The sequence below is a fragment of the Achromobacter spanius genome (assembly GCF_003994415.1).
In the GTDB taxonomy this organism is placed as follows: Bacteria; Pseudomonadota; Gammaproteobacteria; order Burkholderiales; family Burkholderiaceae_B; genus Achromobacter; species Achromobacter spanius_C.
In genome coordinates this window covers 1195478-1214775 of the sequence record NZ_CP034689.1, presented here as the reverse complement: position 1 = coordinate 1214775, position 19298 = coordinate 1195478, and the positions used below count along the sequence as shown (strand labels likewise).

General features: G+C 65.6%; 16 protein-coding genes. 14 read left to right on the top strand and 2 right to left on the bottom strand.

The features are described 5' to 3' along the window. Window positions 1–77: 77 nt before the first annotated feature. Window positions 78–584: a MarR family winged helix-turn-helix transcriptional regulator gene (locus ELS24_RS05440; protein ID WP_050448963.1), complete on the bottom strand. Its 507-nt coding sequence runs from the start codon at window positions 582–584 to the stop codon at window positions 78–80. A gap of 369 nt (window positions 585–953) precedes the next feature. Between ELS24_RS05440 and ELS24_RS05435 the strand changes: the two genes are divergently transcribed. From ELS24_RS05435 to ELS24_RS05370, 14 genes are all read left to right on the top strand, one after another. After that, window positions 954–3179, top strand: coding sequence for an indolepyruvate ferredoxin oxidoreductase subunit alpha (locus ELS24_RS05435; RefSeq protein WP_127183612.1), 2226 nt, complete (start codon window positions 954–956; stop codon window positions 3177–3179). A gap of 13 nt (window positions 3180–3192) precedes the next feature. After that, window positions 3193–4737 carry an indolepyruvate oxidoreductase subunit beta family protein gene (locus ELS24_RS05430; RefSeq protein WP_050448928.1) on the top strand — a complete coding sequence of 515 codons (1545 nt, stop codon included), beginning with the start codon at window positions 3193–3195 and terminating at the stop codon, window positions 4735–4737. Between the two features lie 42 nt (window positions 4738–4779). After that, entirely contained in the window at window positions 4780–5757 is a 978-nt protein-coding gene (locus tag ELS24_RS05425) for a PDR/VanB family oxidoreductase (protein WP_050448929.1), read from the top strand. Window positions 5758–5788: 31 nt separating this feature from the next. After that, on the top strand, window positions 5789–7108 hold the full coding sequence (locus ELS24_RS05420; protein ID WP_127183611.1) for an aromatic ring-hydroxylating dioxygenase subunit alpha: 1320 nt from the start codon (window positions 5789–5791) through the stop codon (window positions 7106–7108). After that, window positions 7105–7596, top strand: coding sequence for an aromatic-ring-hydroxylating dioxygenase subunit beta (locus ELS24_RS05415; RefSeq protein WP_050448931.1), 492 nt, complete (start codon window positions 7105–7107; stop codon window positions 7594–7596). The genes ELS24_RS05420 and ELS24_RS05415 overlap by 4 nt, the downstream gene beginning before the upstream one ends. A gap of 9 nt (window positions 7597–7605) precedes the next feature. Further along, window positions 7606–9240, top strand: a complete 1635-nt coding sequence (locus ELS24_RS05410; RefSeq protein WP_127183610.1) for an AMP-binding protein — start codon at window positions 7606–7608, stop codon at window positions 9238–9240. Next, on the top strand, window positions 9237–10406 hold the full coding sequence (locus ELS24_RS05405) for a thiolase family protein (RefSeq protein WP_127183609.1): 1170 nt from the start codon (window positions 9237–9239) through the stop codon (window positions 10404–10406). Before ELS24_RS05410 ends, ELS24_RS05405 begins: the two co-directional genes overlap by 4 nt. Then, window positions 10403–11644: an SDR family NAD(P)-dependent oxidoreductase gene (locus ELS24_RS05400; protein WP_127183608.1), complete on the top strand. Its 1242-nt coding sequence runs from the start codon at window positions 10403–10405 to the stop codon at window positions 11642–11644. The genes ELS24_RS05405 and ELS24_RS05400 overlap by 4 nt, the downstream gene beginning before the upstream one ends. 92 nt (window positions 11645–11736) lie before the next feature. Continuing rightward, window positions 11737–12522: a cyclase family protein gene (locus tag ELS24_RS05395; protein ID WP_100852969.1), complete on the top strand. Its 786-nt coding sequence runs from the start codon at window positions 11737–11739 to the stop codon at window positions 12520–12522. Window positions 12523–12557: 35 nt separating this feature from the next. Continuing rightward, window positions 12558–13286, top strand: a complete 729-nt coding sequence (locus tag ELS24_RS05390; protein WP_050448936.1) for an SDR family NAD(P)-dependent oxidoreductase — start codon at window positions 12558–12560, stop codon at window positions 13284–13286. 184 nt (window positions 13287–13470) lie between these two features. Further along, complete coding sequence (locus ELS24_RS05385) at window positions 13471–14622, top strand: ABC transporter substrate-binding protein (protein ID WP_050448937.1); 1152 nt, start codon at window positions 13471–13473, stop codon at window positions 14620–14622. Between the two features lie 18 nt (window positions 14623–14640). Continuing rightward, window positions 14641–15681 carry a branched-chain amino acid ABC transporter permease gene (locus ELS24_RS05380; RefSeq protein ID WP_100852972.1) on the top strand — a complete coding sequence of 347 codons (1041 nt, stop codon included), beginning with the start codon at window positions 14641–14643 and terminating at the stop codon, window positions 15679–15681. After that, window positions 15678–17471, top strand: a complete 1794-nt coding sequence (locus tag ELS24_RS05375; protein WP_127183607.1) for an ABC transporter permease subunit — start codon at window positions 15678–15680, stop codon at window positions 17469–17471. The genes ELS24_RS05380 and ELS24_RS05375 overlap by 4 nt, the downstream gene beginning before the upstream one ends. Further along, window positions 17471–18247 carry an ABC transporter ATP-binding protein gene (locus tag ELS24_RS05370; RefSeq protein ID WP_127183606.1) on the top strand — a complete coding sequence of 259 codons (777 nt, stop codon included), beginning with the start codon at window positions 17471–17473 and terminating at the stop codon, window positions 18245–18247. The genes ELS24_RS05375 and ELS24_RS05370 overlap by 1 nt, the downstream gene beginning before the upstream one ends. Here the strand turns inward: ELS24_RS05370 and ELS24_RS05365 are convergent. Further along, window positions 18244–19179 carry a glycosyltransferase family 2 protein gene (locus tag ELS24_RS05365; RefSeq protein ID WP_050448941.1) on the bottom strand — a complete coding sequence of 312 codons (936 nt, stop codon included), beginning with the start codon at window positions 19177–19179 and terminating at the stop codon, window positions 18244–18246. The genes ELS24_RS05370 and ELS24_RS05365 overlap by 4 nt on opposite strands. Between the last annotated feature and the right edge of the window lie 119 nt (window positions 19180–19298).

Sequence of the window (19298 nt, the reverse complement as noted above, 5' to 3'; positions counted from 1 at the left end):
CGCATAAGCATCCAACAAAATAATTGAGCCGAACAATGTTCAAGTGCGCGGACGCAACGGACTTGGATGCTGCCCGGTCATTCCTCGTCGTCAATCGGCAACTCCAGCGGCACATGCTCGGTCATCAGCACTTCCAGCATGTTGATCAGCAGTGCTGCCTTCTCTTCGCCAAAGGGAGCCAGCACCGCTTTTTGATGCTGCAAGGCCTGCTCGCACAAGCCCGCGATCAGGTGGGTGCCCTTGGTGGTGATGCATACCCGCGTTTGCCGGCGGTCGGCCCGCACGCCCGTGCGCGCCACCAGCCCTTCGGCTTCCATGCGCTGCACCACCTTGCTTAAGGTGGGCTGCTTGGTGATGGCCAGCACCGCCAGCGTGCCAATGGTTTCGCCGGGGCTGCCCTCCAGGCTGGCCAGCACCCGCCATTCCGTTACCGACAAGCCGGCTGCCTTCACCTGCAAATGGAATTCGGCCGAGATGCGCTGGCTGGCCTGCGCCAGCAGATAGGCCAGATAGCCGTCGACGAAACGCGGCCCCGACGTACCGCGACCAGTCAAAAGGGTGTCCCGCTGCTTGTCCAACCGCATGTTGCTGTGCCTCCACGCACCGGAATTTCGTGAACGGCCCAGGGCCGGAAAGCGCATTGCACCACGACGGCGCAAACGCGCGCCATGATGTGCCGCAATGCTGTTGCGCAGCACAGGGTATACCCCGAATCGCAACCCATTTTTGCACCATGCCGGGGACGAAAACCCGGCACGAAGCTAGAGAACAACCAGTATATACATCCTTGTTTTCGCGTGATATTTTTTGATTTCCATGAAATTTCATCTTTTTTGTTGACAGCTAAAACGTTGACTCCTAAAGTATTTTTCAGACGGAAGTTTCGTGACACGACGATGCTGCATGGCAGCAAGGCTTGAGGACCGGCAAACCGGCCCGACCAGGAGTTCGAGATGGCTGAAAGGTCTTTCAAGAAAGAAGTCCAGCAGTTGCGAATTGGCGCCGGCGAAGAGTTTCGCGGCGAAGGCATACTTGCCGTCACGAAGGCCTTGCTGCAATCGGGCGTGGGCTATGTGGCGGGCTACCAGGGTTCGCCCATCTCGCACCTGATGGACGTGCTGGCGGACGCCAACGAGATCCTGCAAGAACTTGGCGTGCACTTCGAGGCCAGCGCCTCGGAAGCCACCGCCGCCGCCACGCTGGCGGCCTCCGTCATGTACCCGATACGCGGCGCCGTCACGTGGAAGTCCACCGTGGGCACCAACGTGGCCTCGGACGCGCTGGCCAACCTGGCGTCAGGCGGTGTCACGGGCGGCGCGCTGGTGATCGTGGGCGAAGACTACGGCGAAGGCTCGTCCATCATGCAGGAACGCTCGCACGCGTTCGCCATGAAATCGCAGATCTGGCTGCTGGACCCGCGCCCCAACCTGGAAAGCATGGTCAAGGCCGTGGAAGACGGCTTTGAATTGTCGGAAGCCAGCAAGACGCCGGTGATGCTGCAACTGCGCATCCGTGGTTGCCACGTGCATGGCCGCTTCATCGCCAAGGAAAACAAGCGGCCCGCGTTCTCGCTGGCCCAGGCGCTGGAAAACCCCGCGCGCGACACCAGCCGCATCGTGCTGCCGCCAGCGTCCTTCCTGCACGAACAGGAAAAAATCAAAGACCGCTGGCCCGCCGCCATTCGCTACATCAAAGAACACAAGCTTAACGAGCACTTCGACGGCGACCAGAACGATATCGGCCTGATCCTGCAAGGCGGCCTGTACAACGGCGTGATTCGCTCGCTGCAACTCTTGGGCCTGGCCGACAACTTCGGCAACAGTCGCATTCCGCTGTACGTCATGAACGTGACCTATCCCGTCATCGAAGACGAGGTCACCGAATTCTGCCGGGGCAAGCGCGCCGTGCTGCTGCTCGAAGAGGGCCAGCCCGATTACATTGAACAGAACCTGCACGCCGTGCTGCGCAAGGCGGGCATCGACACGCATCTGTCCGGCAAGGACGTGCTGCCGATGGCGGGCGAATACACCACGCAAGTGATGCGAGACGGCCTGCGCGAATTCCTGAAGCGCCATCGCCCGGAATCGCTGCAGACGCATGCGGCGGTGGCGGTGGATGCACAAGCCGAAGCCCGGCAACTGGAAATCACGGAAGTCTCACGGCCGAAGCCTGCTCCCAAGCCCGCTGAACAGCCCATCACCTTCCACAAGCAGGTGCAGGGCCTGGCCTCGGTGGTGCCGCCGCGCCCCGCCGGCTTCTGTACGGGCTGCCCCGAACGCCCGATCTTTTCCGCGCTGACGCTGGCGCAGGAAAAGCTGGGGCAGCACCATATTTCCTGCGACATCGGCTGCCATCTGTTTTCCATCCTGCCGCCCTTCAACCTGGGCGCCACCACCATGGGCTACGGGCTGGGCGCGTCCAGCGCGGCGGCGTTCAACGTGCCCGCCGCCAAGCGGCCCATCTCGATCATGGGCGATGGCGGCTTCTGGCATAACGGTTTGTCGTCCGGCATCGGCAACGCGGTGTTCAACAAGTACGACGGCGTCATCGTCATCGTCGACAACTTCTACGCCTCGGCCACGGGCGGGCAAGACATCCTGTCGTCGCGCGCCGACAACCCCGACCGGTCCACCAACAATCCCATCGACCATGCCGTGCGCGGCGTGGGCGTGAAGTGGGTCCGTACGCTGGACCGCACCTACGACGTGGCCAAGGTGCGCGCCACGATCGAAGAAGCGCTGACCACCGACATCAAGGGCCCCAAGGTCATCATCGCGCAGTCGGAATGCATGCTGAACAAACAGCGCCGCGTGAAGCCGCTGTTCAACAAGGCCGTCAAGGAAGGCCGCCGCATGGTCAAGGAACGCTTTGGCGTGGACCCCGATGTTTGCACCGGCGACCACGCCTGTATCCGGCTGTCGGGCTGTCCGTCCTTGTCCATCAAGGACAGCGGCGACCCCTTGAAGGAAGACCCCGTGGCGCACGTGGAAAGCAGTTGCGTGGGCTGCGGCAACTGCGGCGAAGTGGCCCATGCCGCCGTGCTGTGCCCGTCTTTCTACCGCGCCGACATCGTGCACAACCCAACCGGCACCGACCGCTTCCTGGCGCGCATGCGCGGCGCGGTCATCGGTTTCCTGCAACGCCGCCGCGCCGCGCGGCTGGCCCAATACGCCCTGTAAGGACTAGCCCTTCATGAACCCGGTGGCAATGCAGCAAGGCAACCCGATCAAGATCGCCATCCTGGCCATGGGCGGCCAGGGCGGCGGCGTGCTGGCCGACTGGATCGTCGACATGGCCGAGCACGCCGGCTGGTGGGCGCAGACGACTTCCGTGCCCGGCGTGGCGCAGCGCACGGGCGCCACCATCTACTACCTGGAACTGCTGCCCGAAGCCGACGTGGCACGCGCCGGCCGCGCGCCCGCGTTGGCCTTGATGCCCACGCCCGGCGACGTGGACCTGGTCGTGGCCGCCGAATTGATGGAAGGCGGCCGCGCCATCCAGCGCGGCCTGGTCACACCGGAACGCACGGTGTTGCTGTCGTCATCACATCGCAGCTACGCCGTCAGCGAAAAGTCCGCGCCCGGCAACGGCATTGCCGACCCCAACAAAGTGCTGGAAGCCGGCCGCGCCGCCGCCAAGCGCTTCCTGTGCTTTGACTTGCAAGACCTGGCAGACCGCGCCGGCAGCGTCATCAGCGCCAGCCTGTTCGGCGCGGTGGCCGGCAGCGGCGCCCTGCCCTTCACGCGCGAAGATTTCGAAGCGACCGTGCGCCGCGCCGGCCTGGGCGTGGACGCCAGCCTGCGCGCCTTCGCGCTGGGTTTCGACGCGGCGCATCAGGCGCCCGCCCAACCCGCCGCCATTGACCTGACGCGGCCCGTGGCCGACGTGCCCGAACGCGCCGCCAGCCCGAAGACGCAAGCGCTGCTGGACACCATCAAGCGCGACTTCCCCGCCTGTGCGCAGCCCATGCTGACGGCTGGCGTGCGCCGCCAGCTTGAATTCCAGGACGCCGCCTACGCCGCCGACTATCTGCGCCACATGAAGGCGCTACGCGACCTGGATGCGCAACACGGCGGCGATGCCCAAGGCTGGGCGCTGACCTGTGCCGCCGCGCGCTACGTCGCCACCGCCATGGCCTACGACGACGTGATCCGCGTGGCCGATCTGAAAACGCGCGGCACGCGCTTTGAACGAGTGCGTCGCGAAGTGGGCGCGCGCGCCGACCAACTGGTCATGACCACCGACTACATGCACCCACGCCTGGAAGAAATCTGCGGCACGATGCCCACGGGCCTGGGCCGCTGGCTGGAAAGTTCCAAGGCCTTCGGCGGTTTTGTGGAACGCCGGTTGGGCAAGGGCCGGCTGATGCAAAGCGGCACGCTGAGCGGTTTCCTAATGCTGTATTCGCTGGCCGGCATGCGCCGCTTTCGCCGCCGCACGCTGCGCCATCAGATTGAAACTGAAGGCCTGCGGCAATGGCTGGACCTGATCACCCGACTCGCGCCACGAGACTACGCGCTGGCGGTTGAAACCGTGAACTGCCGCCGCCTGGTCAAGGGCTATAGCGACACGCATGTGCGCGGTGGCGGCAAGTACCGCCAGTTGCTTGCGGCGGCTGAACAACTGGTGGGCCGGCCTGACGCCGCCGCCTCGTTGCGCGCCTTGCGCGAGACCGCGCTGGCCAACGAAAGCTGCGCCCCCATGGAACGCCAGATGGCTGAAAAGCTGGCGGCCTGATCCAAAGACCCGAATACCGGAATACCGATAGAGACAAACGCCGTGCAGACACTGAAACTCATCATCCGCGAAGTCCGGCAAGAGTCGCCGCTGATTCGATCCTTCCGCCTGGCGCGCGAAGACGCCGGGCCGCTGCCCGCCTTCGGCCCCGGCGCGCATTTGAAAGTCACCGTGCCCGGCCTGCGCGAACCGCGCTGCTATTCGCTGGTGCAACTGACGCCCGACGCCGGCCAGTTCGCGCAGCCCACGGAATACCGCTTGGGTGTGCGGCTGGAGGAAACCAGCCAGGGCGGATCGCGCCACATGCACGCGCTGGCCGAAGGCGACACGCTTGGCGTCGAAGGCCCCAAGAACGATTTCCCGCTGCATGAATCGCCGGCAGGCGACGAACCCGTGGTGCTGATCGCGGGCGGCATCGGCATCACGCCGGTGGCCTCCATGGCCGCCGCGCTGAAAGCCGCCGGCCGCGACTTTCATCTGCACTACTGTGGCCGCAGCAAGGATCAACTGGCCTTCCTGCCTGAACTCGAAGCGCTGGCAGGCAGCAGCCTGACCGTGCACGCGGACGACGACCCCGCCTGCCGCTTCGACCTGCAAGCGTTGCTGGCCGCCTCCAACCCCCGCCAGCACCTGTACGTGTGCGGCCCCAAGGGCCTGATCGACGCCGTCATCGCCGGCGCCAAGGCCCGCCATTGGCCGGATGCCCACATCCACTTCGAACTCTTCGTCACCGCCGCCGCGCAAGCCGGCGACCAAGCCTTTGAAGTGGAACTGCGCCAATCCGGCCGCACGCTGACCATCCCCGCCGACAAGACCATCGTCGACGTCATGGAAGAAGAAGGCTGCGACCCGATGTACGACTGCAAGCGCGGTGAATGCGGCGTCTGTCAGGCAACCGTGCTGGAAGGCGAGCCTGACCATCGCGACTACTACCTCTCGGACACCGAGAAGGCCAGCGGCAAGATCATCCAGATCTGCATCTCGCGCGCGAAATCCGCGCGCCTGGTGCTGGACCTGTAAGGCCGCCGGCCCCGACGACAAGGAAGCGACCATGGCCAAATACCGCGACAACCCCGACGCCATCCGCGCCCTGCTGCGCGACACGGAAGTCCACAAGGACCTGTTCATCGACCAGGAATTGTTCGACCTGGAGATGGAGCGCCTGTACGCCAACACCTGGGTCTACGTCGGCCACGACAGCCAGGTGCCGAACAACGGCGACTACATCACCACCACCATCGGCAACCAGCCCGTGGTGATGGTGCGCCACAGCGACAAGAGCGTGCGCGTGCTGCACAACCGCTGCCCCCACAAGGGCACGATGGTGGCGGGCGAGGCCTGCGGCAACACCGGCAAGTTCTTTCGCTGCCCCTATCACGCGTGGACCTTCAAGACCGACGGCAGCCTGCTGTCGATACCGCTGAAGAAGGGCTACGAGAACACCGGCCTGGAAAACTGCGAAGCCAGCCAGGGCATGGCCGCCGTCAAGGATGTGAAGAACCATCGCGGTTTCGTGTTCTGCCGCCTGAACCCGGAAGGCCAGTCGTTCGAAGAATTCTTTGGCGAATCCTTGTCCACGCTGGACAACATGGTTGACCGCTCGCCCGAGGGCCGGCTGGAAGTGGCCGGCGGTGTGCTGCGCTATATGCACCGCTGCAACTGGAAGATGCTGGTCGACAACCAGACCGACACCTGCCACCCGATGGTGGCGCACGAATCGTCGGCCGGCACCGCCGTGAAGGTCTGGGAGCAAGCGCCCGCAGGCACGCCCAAGCCCATGGCGGTGGAACTGTTCGCGCCGTTTATCTCGCCCTATGAATTCTTCGAGAACATGGGCATCCGCGTGTGGGAAAACGGCCACGGCCATACCGGCGTGTCGGACTCCATCCATGCCTCGTACTCCGGCGTGCCGGGCTATTGGGATTCGATGGTTGCCGCCTACGGCGAGGAACGCGCCAAGCAAATTTTGGGCGACGTGCGCCACAACACCGTGTACTTCCCCAACATCATGGTGAAAGGCCCGATCCAGACGCTGCGCATCTTCAAGCCCATCGCCGCCGACCGCACGCTGGTGGAGTCGTGGACGTTCCGCCTGGTCGGCGCGCCCGACCTGCTGCTGGAACGCACGCTGATGTACAACCGGTTGATCAACGCGCCCACGTCTGTCGTCGGCCATGACGACCTGGAAATGTACGAACGCGCGCAAGACGGCTTGAATTCGCGCGCGCGTGACTGGGTCAACGTGGGCCGGCTGTTTACGCCCGATGAGGCCGGCCAGAAAAACGTCACCACCAACGGCACCAACGAATGGCAGATGCGCAACCAATACCGCGCATGGGGCCGCTACATGACCGGACCGGAGTCGGTATGAGCGCAAGCGACCGCGAGTTGATCGATTTTGTCTACGCCGAAGCGCGCCTCTTGGACGAGCTGCGCTTTGAGGACTGGCTGAACCTGTACACGGAAGACGGCTACTACTGGATGCCGCTGGCCCATGGCCAGACGGATCCGAAGCTGCACGCTTCCCTGATGTACGAAGACAAGCTGCTGTTGCGCGTGCGCGTGGAACGGCTGGCCGGCCAGCGCACGTTTTCGCAGCAGCCAAAAAGCCGTTGCCATCATCTGCTGCAAGCGCCCACGGTGGAACACGACCACCCTGATGCCGCGCCCGCCGAAGGCCGCCATGTGGTGCGCACCGCCTTTCACTATGTTGAAACCCGGCAGGACACGCAGACGCTGTTCGCCGGCTGGGCCACGCACCACCTGGTGGAACAGGACGGCGCGCTGCGCATCCGCTTGAAGCGCGTTGACCTGGTCAACTGCGATGCCGCCTTCGGCAACATCCAATTGTTCATGTAGGAGCGGCGTGTGAACACCACCGTCCATCAGGCTTTCAGCGACACCGCCGCCCGTTATGGCGCCCAGCCCTTCTTGTGCATCCTGCCGGAAACGGCCGATGTTTATGGCATAGCCGCTGGCGAACTGTCGTATGGTCGCGCGGCCGACGCCATTGAAACGCTGCGCGCCGCCTACGCGGCAGCGGGCTACGGCCACGGCCACCGCGTGGGCCTGCTGCTGGAAAACCGCCCCGCCTTCTTCCTGCACTGGTTCGCGTTGAATGCGCTGGGCGTGTCGGTCGTGCCGATCAACCCGGACCTGCGCGCGGCCGAACTCGAATACCTGACGGGCCACTCCGAGATCGCCCTGGCCGTCGCCCTGCCCCAGCGCCACGCCGACCTGATGGCCGCCGCCGAGCGCGCCGGCCGCCCCTTGCGTGTGATGGGCCCGGACGACGCGCCCCCGTCAGCGTCCTTCGCCGCGCCGCTGGCTGACACCGCGCCTACCGAACTGAGCGAATGCGCGCTGCTGTACACCTCCGGCACCACGGGCCGACCCAAGGGCTGCATCCTGCCCAACCGCTATTTCCTGCACGCGGGCGGCTGGTATTCGCGCATCGGCGGGCTGGCCGCGCTGCGCCCCGGTCAGGAACGCATGCTGACCCCGCTGCCGCTGGTACACATGAACGCCATGGCGTATTCGGCCATGGCCATGGTGCTGACGGGCGGCTGCCTGATTCCGCTGGACCGCTTCCATCCCAAGACCTGGTGGGACAGCGTGCGCAACTCCGGCGCCACCGTGCTGCATTACCTGGGCGTGATGCCCGCCATCTTGATGAAGGCCGCGCCGTCCGACAGCGACTTGCAGCCCGCCATCCGCTTCGGCTTTGGCGCGGGCGTGGACCGCACCCTGCACGCGCCTTTTGAAGCGCGCTTCGGCTTCCCCTTGCTGGAAGCCTGGGCCATGACCGAGACCGGCGCGGGCGCCGTCATCATCGCCAACCAGGAACCCCGCTACATCGGCACTAGCAGCTTCGGCCGAGAGGAAGACGATGTGCAGGTCCGCATCGTGACCGACGCCGGCCAGCCCGCCACCGTGGGCGAACCCGGCGAACTGCTGGTGCGCCACGCGGGTGAGGATCCGCGTTACGGATTCTTCGCCGGTTATCTGAAAGACGAAGCCGCCACCGATGAGGCCTGGCAGGACGGCTGGTTTCACACCGGCGACATCGTGCGCCGCGAAGCCGACGGCGCGCTGCGCTTTGTGGACCGCAAGAAAAACGTGATCCGCCGCAGCGGCGAAAACATCTCGGCCGTGGAAGTGGAAAGCGTGCTGATGCAGCATCCGCTGGTCAAGGCCGTGGCCGTGGCCGCCGTGCCCGACCCCGTGCGTGGCGACGAAGTGCTGGCCTGCGTCGTGCCCGAAACCCTGCCCGCCGATGACGCCGCCATGACCGAGGCCGCGCGCGGCATCGTGCAGTGGTGCCTGCAACAACTGGCCTATTACAAGGCGCCCGGCTATGTGGCGTTTGTGGACAGCCTGCCGCTGACCACCACCAACAAGATCCAGCGCGGCGAAATGAAAACGCTGGCGCCGACCTTGCCCGGCACGGCGCGCTGCATCGACACCAACGCCATGAAAAAACGCCAGGAGCCTGCCCGATGAGCCGACTGGGATACGACGGCATCGTGGCGGCCCTGCCCGTCACCATTCCGTACGAGCGCTATTCCACCCATGCCGCGCACTGGTGGCTGGGTCGCGCGCTGGGAGCGTTGATCCGGCAGTCCGGCGTGGCCAAGACCGATGTCGACGGCCTGTGTGTATCCAGCTTCACGCTGGCGCCCGACACCGCCGTGGGCCTGGTCCAGCACCTGGGCATGAGCCCGCGCTGGCTGGACCACATCCCCATGGGCGGCGCCAGCGGCGTGGCGGCCTTGCGCCGCGCGGCACGCGCCGTGCAGGCGGGCGACGCCAACATCGTGGCCTGCATCGCGGGCGACACCAACCATGTGGACTCGTTTCGCAACACCGTCAGCCAGTTCTCGCGCTTTGCACAAGACGCCGTCTACCCCTATGGCGCGGGCGGCCCCAACGCCAGCTTCGCGCTGCTGACCGCGCACTACATGCGCGCCACCGGCGCCACGCGCGAAGACTTCGGCAAGCTGTGCGTGGCCCAACGCGACAACGCGCTGCGCTACCCGCACGCGCTGATGAAAAAGCCGCTGACGTTGCAGCAATACCTGGACGCGCGCGTCATCACCGACCCCATCCATCTGTTCGACTGCGTGATGCCCTGCGCGGGCGCGGACGCCTTCCTGGTGATGCGCGAGGAGCAGGCCCGCGCCTTGAACCTGCCCCACGCCCGCATCCTGTCCACCATCGAACGCCACAACGCCTGGATCGACGACCCGATCCAGACGCGCGGCGGCTGGACGATGGACGTGGATGAACTCTACGGCCAGGCCAACGCCACGCCGGCCGACATGGACTTCCTGCAAGCCTATGACGACTACCCCGTCATCAATCTGATGCAGATTGAAGACCTGGGCTTTTGCGAAAAAGGCGCCGCACCCGCCTTCGTCCGCGACCACACGTTCACCGTGGATGGCAGCTTTCCCTTCAACACCAACGGCGGCCAATTGTCGGTGGGCCAGGCGGGCGCCGCCGGCGGCTACCTGGGCATGGTCGAAGCGCTGCGCCAATTGACCGGCACGGCGGGCGGCACGCAAGTTCCGGATGCCCGCATCGGCATGGTCAGCGGTTTCGGCATGATCAATTACGACCGTGGGCTGTGCACCGCCGCGGCCATTCTGGCAAGGAGCGACGCATGACCGAGCCGCTAGCCAAGCCGCCCCGGAAGAATCCGGTTGCGCGCACCCGCCAGCCCACCTTGCCGCCCGGCTTGCGCAGCCGCACGGCCCTGGGGCTGACGGCCGCCGCCGCCGAAGGCCGCTTTGATTTGCAAACCTGCGCCGATTGCGGCGCGGTGCAATATCCGCCGCGCGAAGTCTGCGGCCACTGCCTGTCGGAACACCTGCCCTGGCGCCCTGCCGACCCCAACGGCGTGCTGCTGGTCAGCACCACCTTGCATCACAGCAACGACCTGTATTTCCGCGAACGCCTGCCCTGGCGCGTCGGCACCGTCGTGATGGACGCCGGCCCGTCCGTCGTGGCGCATGTGCACCAGGACTGCGCTGACGGCGCGCGCGTGCGGCTGGCCCTGAAACTGGACCGCAGCGGCCAAGCCGTGATGATCGCCCTGCCTGAAAGGAACACGCCCAACATGGAAGACGACAAGACCCTGCGCGAAACCTCGTGCGACCCGAAATTCCGCCGCGCGCTGGTCACCGACGGCAAGACCGCCGTGGGCCAGGCCGTGGCGCGGGCCTTGCTGGACGCGGGCTGCCCCACGGTATTCCTGGGCGACGCGCAGTCCTGGAAGCGCAACGCCGCCTTTGACGCGCTGGCCGCCGACCCGCGCGTGCAGTCGGTTGCCCTGGACGTGACGGACTCCGATTCCGTGGACCGGCTGGCCGCCTCCATCGGCGGCAAGGTCGAAATCCTGGTGAACACGGCCGACCTGGAACGCGAAGGCGGCCTGCTATACCGCAAGGACGTGAACACCGCGCGCGACGCCATGGACGTGAACGTGCTGGGCCTGATGCGCCTGGCGCAAAGCTTCGGCCCCGCCCTGTGCGGCCGCGCCGCCGACGGCGTGAACAACGCCACCGCCTGGGTCAACGTGCTGTCCATCTACGCGCACATGAACCTGCCGTCGCGCGGCATGTGGTCGGCTTCCAAGGCCGCCGCGCTGTCGCTGGCCCAATGCCTGCGCGCCGAAATGCGCGGCGCGGGCGTACGGGTGGTGAATGTATTCCCCGGTCCGGTCGACCACGAATGGGAACAGCGCACGCCGCCGCCGCGCGTTGCCCCCGCCGCCATCGCCTCCGCCATCGTGCGGGCGCTGAAGGACGGTGTGGAAGACGTGTACGTGGGTGACGTGGCGCAAGAATTCCGTGCACGCCTAGCCGACAACCCGAAGGGGCTGGAACGCGAGCTGGGCGCCTGACCGCGCCCACCACGCCACTGCCCCCAAGACAACGCCCCAGATTCCCTCCGGCGCATCGCGCAAGCGACGCGCCCACACCCAGGAGCCGCAGCATGAGCCAGAACATTCTTGCCCAATTCATGACGGAACTCGTCACCGGCCGCATCGGCCTGGTGGACTTGACCGAGACGCTGACGCCGGAATTCCCCACCATCGTGCTGCCGCCGGAGTTCGGCCAGGCCTGGCCCTTCCGCATGGAAGAAATCTCGCGCTATGACGAGCGCGGCCCCGCCTGGTACTGGAACAACTTCTCGTGTTCCGAACACACGGGTACCCACTTCGACGCGCCCGCCCACTGGGTCAGCGGCAAGGACCAGCCTGACAACACCGTCGACACCATACCCATCGACGCCTTCATTGCCAGCGCCTGCGTCATCGACTGTTCCGCCGAGGCCCGCGACAACCCCGACTTTCTCCTGACCATCGACTTCGTCAAGGCCTGGGAAGAGAAGCATGGCCGCATCCCCGCGCGTTCGTGGGTGCTGATGCGCACCGACTGGTCCAAGCGCGCCAAGCCGGTTGAATACCTGAACATGCAGGAAGACGGCGCGCATTCGCCGGGGCCGGACGCGGACGTGGTGCCCTGGCTGATCAAGGAGCGCGACGTGCACGGCTTCGGCACGGAGTCCGTGGGCACCGACGCCGGCCAGGCCCATCACCTGAACCCGCCCTACCCCTGCCACTACTACATGCACGGCAACAACCGCTATGGCCTGCAATGCCTGACCAACCTGGACCAGTTGCCGCCCACCGGCGCGGTGATTTTCTCGGCCCCGCTGAAGATCCGCAGCGGCTCGGGCAGCCCGCTGCGCGTGCTGGCGCTGGCGCCGAAAGCCTGAGCCTGACGAAGACGGCAACGTAACCAAGGACACGCATGACTCAACCACACGTAGCGCTGGTCACCGGCGGCAGCGCCGGCATTGGCGCCGAGATCTGCCGCAGCATGCTGGATGCCGGCTATGAAGTGATTTCGATGGCGCGCCGCGCCGCCGACTTCAGCCACCCGCGCCTGCACAACATGCAGGTGGACCTGCTGGACGCCGAGGCCACCGCGCAAGCGGGCCAGGAAGCGGCCGCCAAATTCCCCATCAGCCACGTTATCCACAACGCGGGCGTGATCTGGCCGAATCTGCTGCCGCAAGTCACGCAGGAAGAACTGCACGGCCTGACCCAGATTCACCTGGGCGCGGCGATCAGCCTGGTGCAGGCGGCGCTACCCGGCATGCAGGAACGCCATTTCGGCCGCATTGTGATGATGTCGTCGCGCGGCGCGCTGGGCCTGCCTACCCGCACCGCCTATTCGGCCACCAAGGCCGGCATGGTCGGCATGGCGCGCACCTGGTCGCTGGAACTTGCCCCTTACGGCATCACGGTCAACGTGGTGGCGCCCGGCCCCATCCAGACGGACATGTTCTACGAAGTGATCGAACCCGGCAGCGAACGCGAAAAGCAGTTGGCCAACGGCATTCCGGTCAAGCGCCTGGGCCGATCCGACGACGTGGCGCGCGCCGTGATGTTCTTTGCCGACCCGGCCAACAGCTTCGTTACCGGCCAGACGCTGTTCGTCTGTGGTGGCGCCAGCGTCAGCTCCATCACCATCTGAGCGGGCTGCGCGCAATGCTTGCTTCGGGTTTTGACGGATAGGTAAGCACCCAGAGCCCGTCTACAGTGCTGATCCTTGCAGGTTAGAAATTTTAAGCAACAAGTAATTCCCGCGTTCCCGCTGTTTCTGTTTTCTCCGCTTTTCAGCTGCACCCCCACTCTGCTCCCTATCCGGAGGTTTTGCCATGCTGTCGAAGAAACTCCCCCTGGTCACGGCCGCCGCCGTTGCCGCCCTGTTCGCCCTGCCCGCGTTGGCGCAAATGAAGGTCGGCGTCGTCACGTCTTCCACTGGCCCGACCGCCCTGGTCGGGATTCCGCAGAAGAACACCGTGCCGCTCCTGCCCAAGAAAATTGGCGACCTGACGGTGGAATACATCTCGCTGGACGACGCCAGCGATTCCACCAACTCGGTCACGGCATTCAAGAAGCTGATTTCGGAACAGAACGTGGACGCGCTGATCGGCCCGTCGGGTTCGCCCAACGCCATGGGCGTGATCCAGTTCGCCGCCGAAGCCGGCGTGCCGATGCTGGCGCCGGTGGGTACGGCGGCCGTGGTGCTGCCCATGAACGAACAGAAGAAGTGGGTGTTCAAGACCACGCAGAACGACGACATCATCGCCCGCGCGCTGGTCGACCACATGGCCAAGACCGGCATCAAGACGGTGGGCTTCATCGGCTTGAACGACCCCTACGGCGAGAACTGGTACAAGGTTTTCTCGGGTCTGGCCGCCGCCAAGGGCATCAAGATCACCGCCAACGAACGCTATCTGCGCTTTGACAGCTCGGTAACCGGCCAGGCGCTGAAGATCCTGGCCGCCAAGCCCGACGCCGTGCTGGTGGCCGCCCCCGGCGCCGCCAGCGTGCTGCCGCAAACCACGCTGTTCGATCAGGGCTACAAGGGCAAGTTCTACCAGACCCACGGCGCGGCCTTGCCCGACTTCCTGAAGCTGGGCGGCAAGAAGGTCGAAGGCACGGTGCTGGCCGCCAGCCTGATGCTGGTGCTGCCGGAAATGCCCGACAGCAACCCGTCCAAGAAAGTCGCCACCGACTACATCGCCGCGTACGAAAAGCTGAACGGCTCCAAGCCCGCCACCTTCGGCGCCAACGTCTATGACGCCGGCCTGCTGTTGGAAAAGGCCGTGCCCATCGCGGAAAAAGCCGGCAAACCGGGCACCAAGGAATTCCGCAGCGCCTTGCGCGACGCACTGGAGCAAACCAAGGAGCTGGTGGGCACGCAGGGCGTCTACAACATGAGCGCCGCCGACCACAGCGGTTTCGATGACCGCGGCCGCGAGCTCATCACCGTCAAAGACGGCAACTGGACGCTGGTGAAGTAACGGCTTGGACCTTTTCGCATGAATGCTCAGATCGCCTTGATACTCGGGCAGGACGGCATCACCAACGGCGCGATCTATGCGTTGTTGGCGTTGTCGATCCTGCTGGTCTTCACCGTTACCCGCGTGCTGTTCATCCCCCAGGGCGAGTTCGTCGCCTTCGGCGCGCTGACCATGGCGGCCATCCAGGCCGGCAAGCCCGTGCTGCTGGTCTGGTTGCTGCTGGCGTTCGCGCTGGCCGAAGCCGTGGCCGACCTCATGGCCCGGGCCAAGCGCCCGGGCCGGTCCCGTGGGCTTTGGCGCATCGCGGCTAAGGCGATCTACCCGCTGATCCTGGCGGCCTTGTTGTACCGGCTGCCGCTGGCGCAACTGCCGATGGCCGTGCAGGCCCTGTTGACGCTGTTGCTGGTGGTGCCGATGGGGCCGCAGTTGTACCGGCTGTTCTACCAGCCGATTGCCTCGGCCTCGACGCTGGTGCTGCTGATCGTGTCCATTGCGGTGCACCTGGCGCTGGTGGGCCTGGGGCTCTTGGCCTTCGGCGCCGAGGGCGCGCGCACCGCGCCGTTCTCCGACGCCAGCCTGGCGCTGGGGCCCATCAACGTCAACAGCCAGGCGCTCTGGGTGGTGGCGGTGTCGGCCCTGCTGATCATCGTGCTGTACCAGTTCTTTGAACGGTCGATGTACGGCAAGGCCTTGCGGGCGGCGGCATTCAACCGGCTGGGCGCGCGGCTGATGGGCATTTCGCCCATCTTCGCGGGCCGCGCCACGTTCTTTCTGGCCGCGCTGATCGGCACGGTGTCGGGCATCCTGATCGCCCCCATCACCACCATGTATTTCGATTCCGGCTTCATGGTCAGCCTGAAGGGCTTCGTGGGCGCCATCATCGGCGGCCTGGTCAGCTACCCGCTGGCCGCGGCCGGCGCGGTGCTGGTCGGCCTGATCGAAGCGTTCTCGTCGTTCTGGGCCAGCGCCTACAAGGAAATCATCGTTTTCACGCTGATCATTCCCGTGCTGCTCTGGCGCTCGTTGAAAAGCCACCACGTCGAGGAAGAAGACGAATGAATCCCCGCATCATCCTCTTCGTGTTCCTGGCGCTGCTGGCGCTGGGGCCGTTGGCCCTGCCGCCGTTCTATGTGACCTTGCTGAACTATATCGGGCTGTACGCGCTGGTGGCGCTGGGCCTGGTGCTGCTGACCGGCGTGGGCGGCTTGACGAGCTTCGGCCAGGCCGCCTTCGTGGGCGTGGGCGCCTACACCACGGCGCTGTTGACCACGCGCGCCGACTCCCTGCCGTCGTGGCTGGCATGGCTGGGCGCCTCGCCCTGGCTGACCTTGCTGGCCGGGCTGGTGTTGACGCTGGTCATCGCCTATTTGCTGGGCGCGATCACGCTCAAGCTGTCCGGCCATTTCCTGCCGCTGGGCACGATTGCCTGGGGCTTGTCGCTGTACTTCGCTTTCGGCTCCGTCGAAGGACTGGGCGGCCACACCGGCATTCCCGACATTCCCGCCATCAGCCTGTTCGGCTGGTCGCTGCATGACGGCGGCAACATCTATTACCTGATCTGGGCGTTCCTGCTGGTGGCGGTCTGGTCCACGCAGAACTTGCTGGATTCGCGCGAAGGCCGCGCCATCCGCGCGCTCAAGGGTGGGCGCGTGATGGCGGAATCCATGGGCGTGGACACGGCGCGTTCGCGCATGGTGATCTTCATCATCGCGGCATTGCAGGCCTGCGCATCGGGCTGGCTGTACGCCCACATGCAGCGCTTCGTGAACCCCAACCCCTTCGGCTTGCAGATGGGTATTGAATACCTGTTCATGACCGTTATCGGCGGCGCGGGCCAGGTCTGGGGCGCGCTGGTCGGCGCGGGCGTGTTCACGGTGGCCAAGCAATGGCTGCAAGACTGGTTGCCCAAGGTGCTGGGCCAGACGGGCAACTTTGAAGTCATCGTCTTCGGCTTCGGCATGGTGCTGCTGCTGCACCGCGCCCGCACCGGGTTGTGGCCGCTGTTGACGCGCTGGATCCGCGTGAAGAAGCCCGTGCGCCGCCTGGACATGGATGCCGAACCGCTGCCGCGCAAACCCATGCCGGCGCGCGGCGAGGTGGTGTTGAAGGCGGTGGACGTGACGCGCAAGTTTGGCGGCCTGGTCGCCAACAACGCCATGAACCTGGAGATACGCGCAGGCGAAATCCTGGCGCTGATCGGCCCGAATGGCGCGGGCAAGAGCACCATGTTCAACCAGATCTCGGGGGTGGACACGCCCACGTCGGGGCAAGTGACGCTGCTGGGCCAGTCCGTGGCTGGCGCGGGCGCGCGCAAGATCGCACGGCTGGGCCTGTCCCGCACCTTCCAGCACGTGCGCTTGCTGGGCCGCATGAGCGTGCTGGAAAACGTGGCCATCGGCGCGCACCTGCGCGGTCATCGCGGCGTGCTGCCGGCCGCCTGGCGCCTGGACCGGGCCGAAGAGGCGCGCCTGTTGGCCGAAGCCGCGCGCCAGGTTGAGCGGGTGGGGCTGGGCAAGCACCTGCACGACGAAGCCGGCTCGCTGGCGCTGGGCCAACAGCGCATTCTGGAAATTGCGCGCGCGCTGGCGTCGGACCCCTGCATTCTGCTGCTGGACGAACCCGCGGCCGGGCTGCGCTATCAAGAAAAATGTGAACTGGCCGACCTGCTGAAGAAGCTGCGCGCGGAGGGCATGGCCATCTTGCTGGTTGAACACGACATGGACTTCGTGATGGGCCTGGTGGACCGGGTGGTGGTGATGGACTTCGGCGAGAAGATCGCCGAGGGCCTGCCCGCCGAGATCCAGCACAACCCCGCGGTGCTTGAAGCCTATCTGGGCGGAGTGGAATGATGAGCGCGAATCTGCTGGAAGTGCGCGACCTGCGCGTGGCCTACGACAAGGTGGAAGCCATATCGGGCGTCAGCCTGACGGTGGGCGAAGGCCAGATCGTGACCGTGATCGGCCCCAATGGCGCGGGCAAGACCACTTTGCTGTCGGCCATCATGGGCGTGCTGCCGTCCACCGGCCGCATCGTCTTCGGCGGCAAGCCGCAAGAACATGCCGAGATCGAGGAAATGGTGGCGGCCGGCATGAACCTGGTGCCTGAAAAGCGCGAGCTGTTCGCCGAAATGACGGTGGAAGACAACCTGATGCTGGGCGGCTTTCACCGCTTTCGCAGCGGGGTGCGCGACCAGGACAAGACGCTGGCGGAAGTCTATGAACTATTTCCGCGCCTGCAAGAGCGCCATGCCCAACTGGCTGGCACCTTGTCAGGCGGCGAACGCCAGATGCTGGCGGTGGGCCGCGCGCTGATGGCCAAACCCCGGTTGCTGATGCTGGACGAGCCCAGCCTGGGGCTGGCGCCGCGCATTGTGCGCGAAGTGTTCCACATCGTTGCGCGGCTGCGCGAGATGGGCGTTTCGATTTTGCTGATCGAGCAGAACGCGCGCGCGGCGCTGCAAGTGGCCGACTACGCCTATGTGCTGGAAACGGGCGCCGTCACGCTGGAGGGCCCCGCCGCCGAGGTGGCGGTGGACCCGCGCGTGGTCGAGGTGTACCTGGGCCTGGGACATGGCGCGCCTGCGCCTGCCGTACCCACCGCACCCACTGCGACCACTGCGCCCTAAGCCACGCCGCGGCGTCGGTCGCGGCGGTACAGCGCATAGCCCAAGGGCCACATCGCCGCCACCATGAACGTCGCCATGGGGTTGGTCAGCCGGTACGCGCCCACCGCCGTGGGCACGCCGGAGTGCTTCAGGTGCAGGCGAAAGCGCGTGTACCGCGCGGCCGCCATGATGAATTCGCGCGGCCGGTAGCGGAAGAATTCCAGGTGGTGCTGCAGCATGTCCCAGGCCAGCAGATACAGGCCCTGTGCGTTGCTGCCCACCGAGACGGCGCCTTGTGACAGGCCGCCCGGCGTGTCGTGATACGTGCGCACCACGCGGTTGATGAAGCGGCTGAGATAGCCCGCGCGCGCCACCGCCCACCACACCAGGCTTTCTGGCACGAACCCCGCGACGTCTTCGGGAAAGGGGTATTTGCGCAGGACGTCGGTACGCATACAGCCGAATTTTTCGCCTTTGATGCGATACCGGAAATACACATCCACCGCCGTGCTGTCGAACACGTCCTGCGGATAACGGTCCCCCACGATGCTGCCATCGGGACGCGCGCACAGGCCCGTGATCGCCACGTAGGACTCGCGGCGCGCGGGCGGGATGGCGTCCCACGCTTCTTTGAAGATGGCCAGCGCATCGGGCGGCATTTCGTCATCGCTGTCCAGCGCCACGATCATCTGGCCTTGCGCTTCCCGCACGCCCCGATTGAAGGCGGTTTTCTTGTGCTGGTTGTTCTGCCAGATATAGCGGATGGGAAAATCCGCGCGCGCCTGCCAGGCCAGAATCGACTCGTGCGTGTTGTCGGTGGAACCGTCATCCACCACCACCCATTCGAAGTCCCTGAATGTCTGGCGGGAAAGCGATTCATACACCCGGTGCAGCGTGCCCGCCCGGTTGTAGGTGGGCGTCAGAACGGTGAAAAACGTTGGTGTATCGGTCATGCCTGCTGTGCCCCTTTGCGATCTTCATGCCACCGCTGCGGTCTTGGTCTGCTTCTTTTCGCCTGAAGTGTAGGGGATATGCCCAGCCTAACCGATGCCACGGCATGCAAATTTGCAAT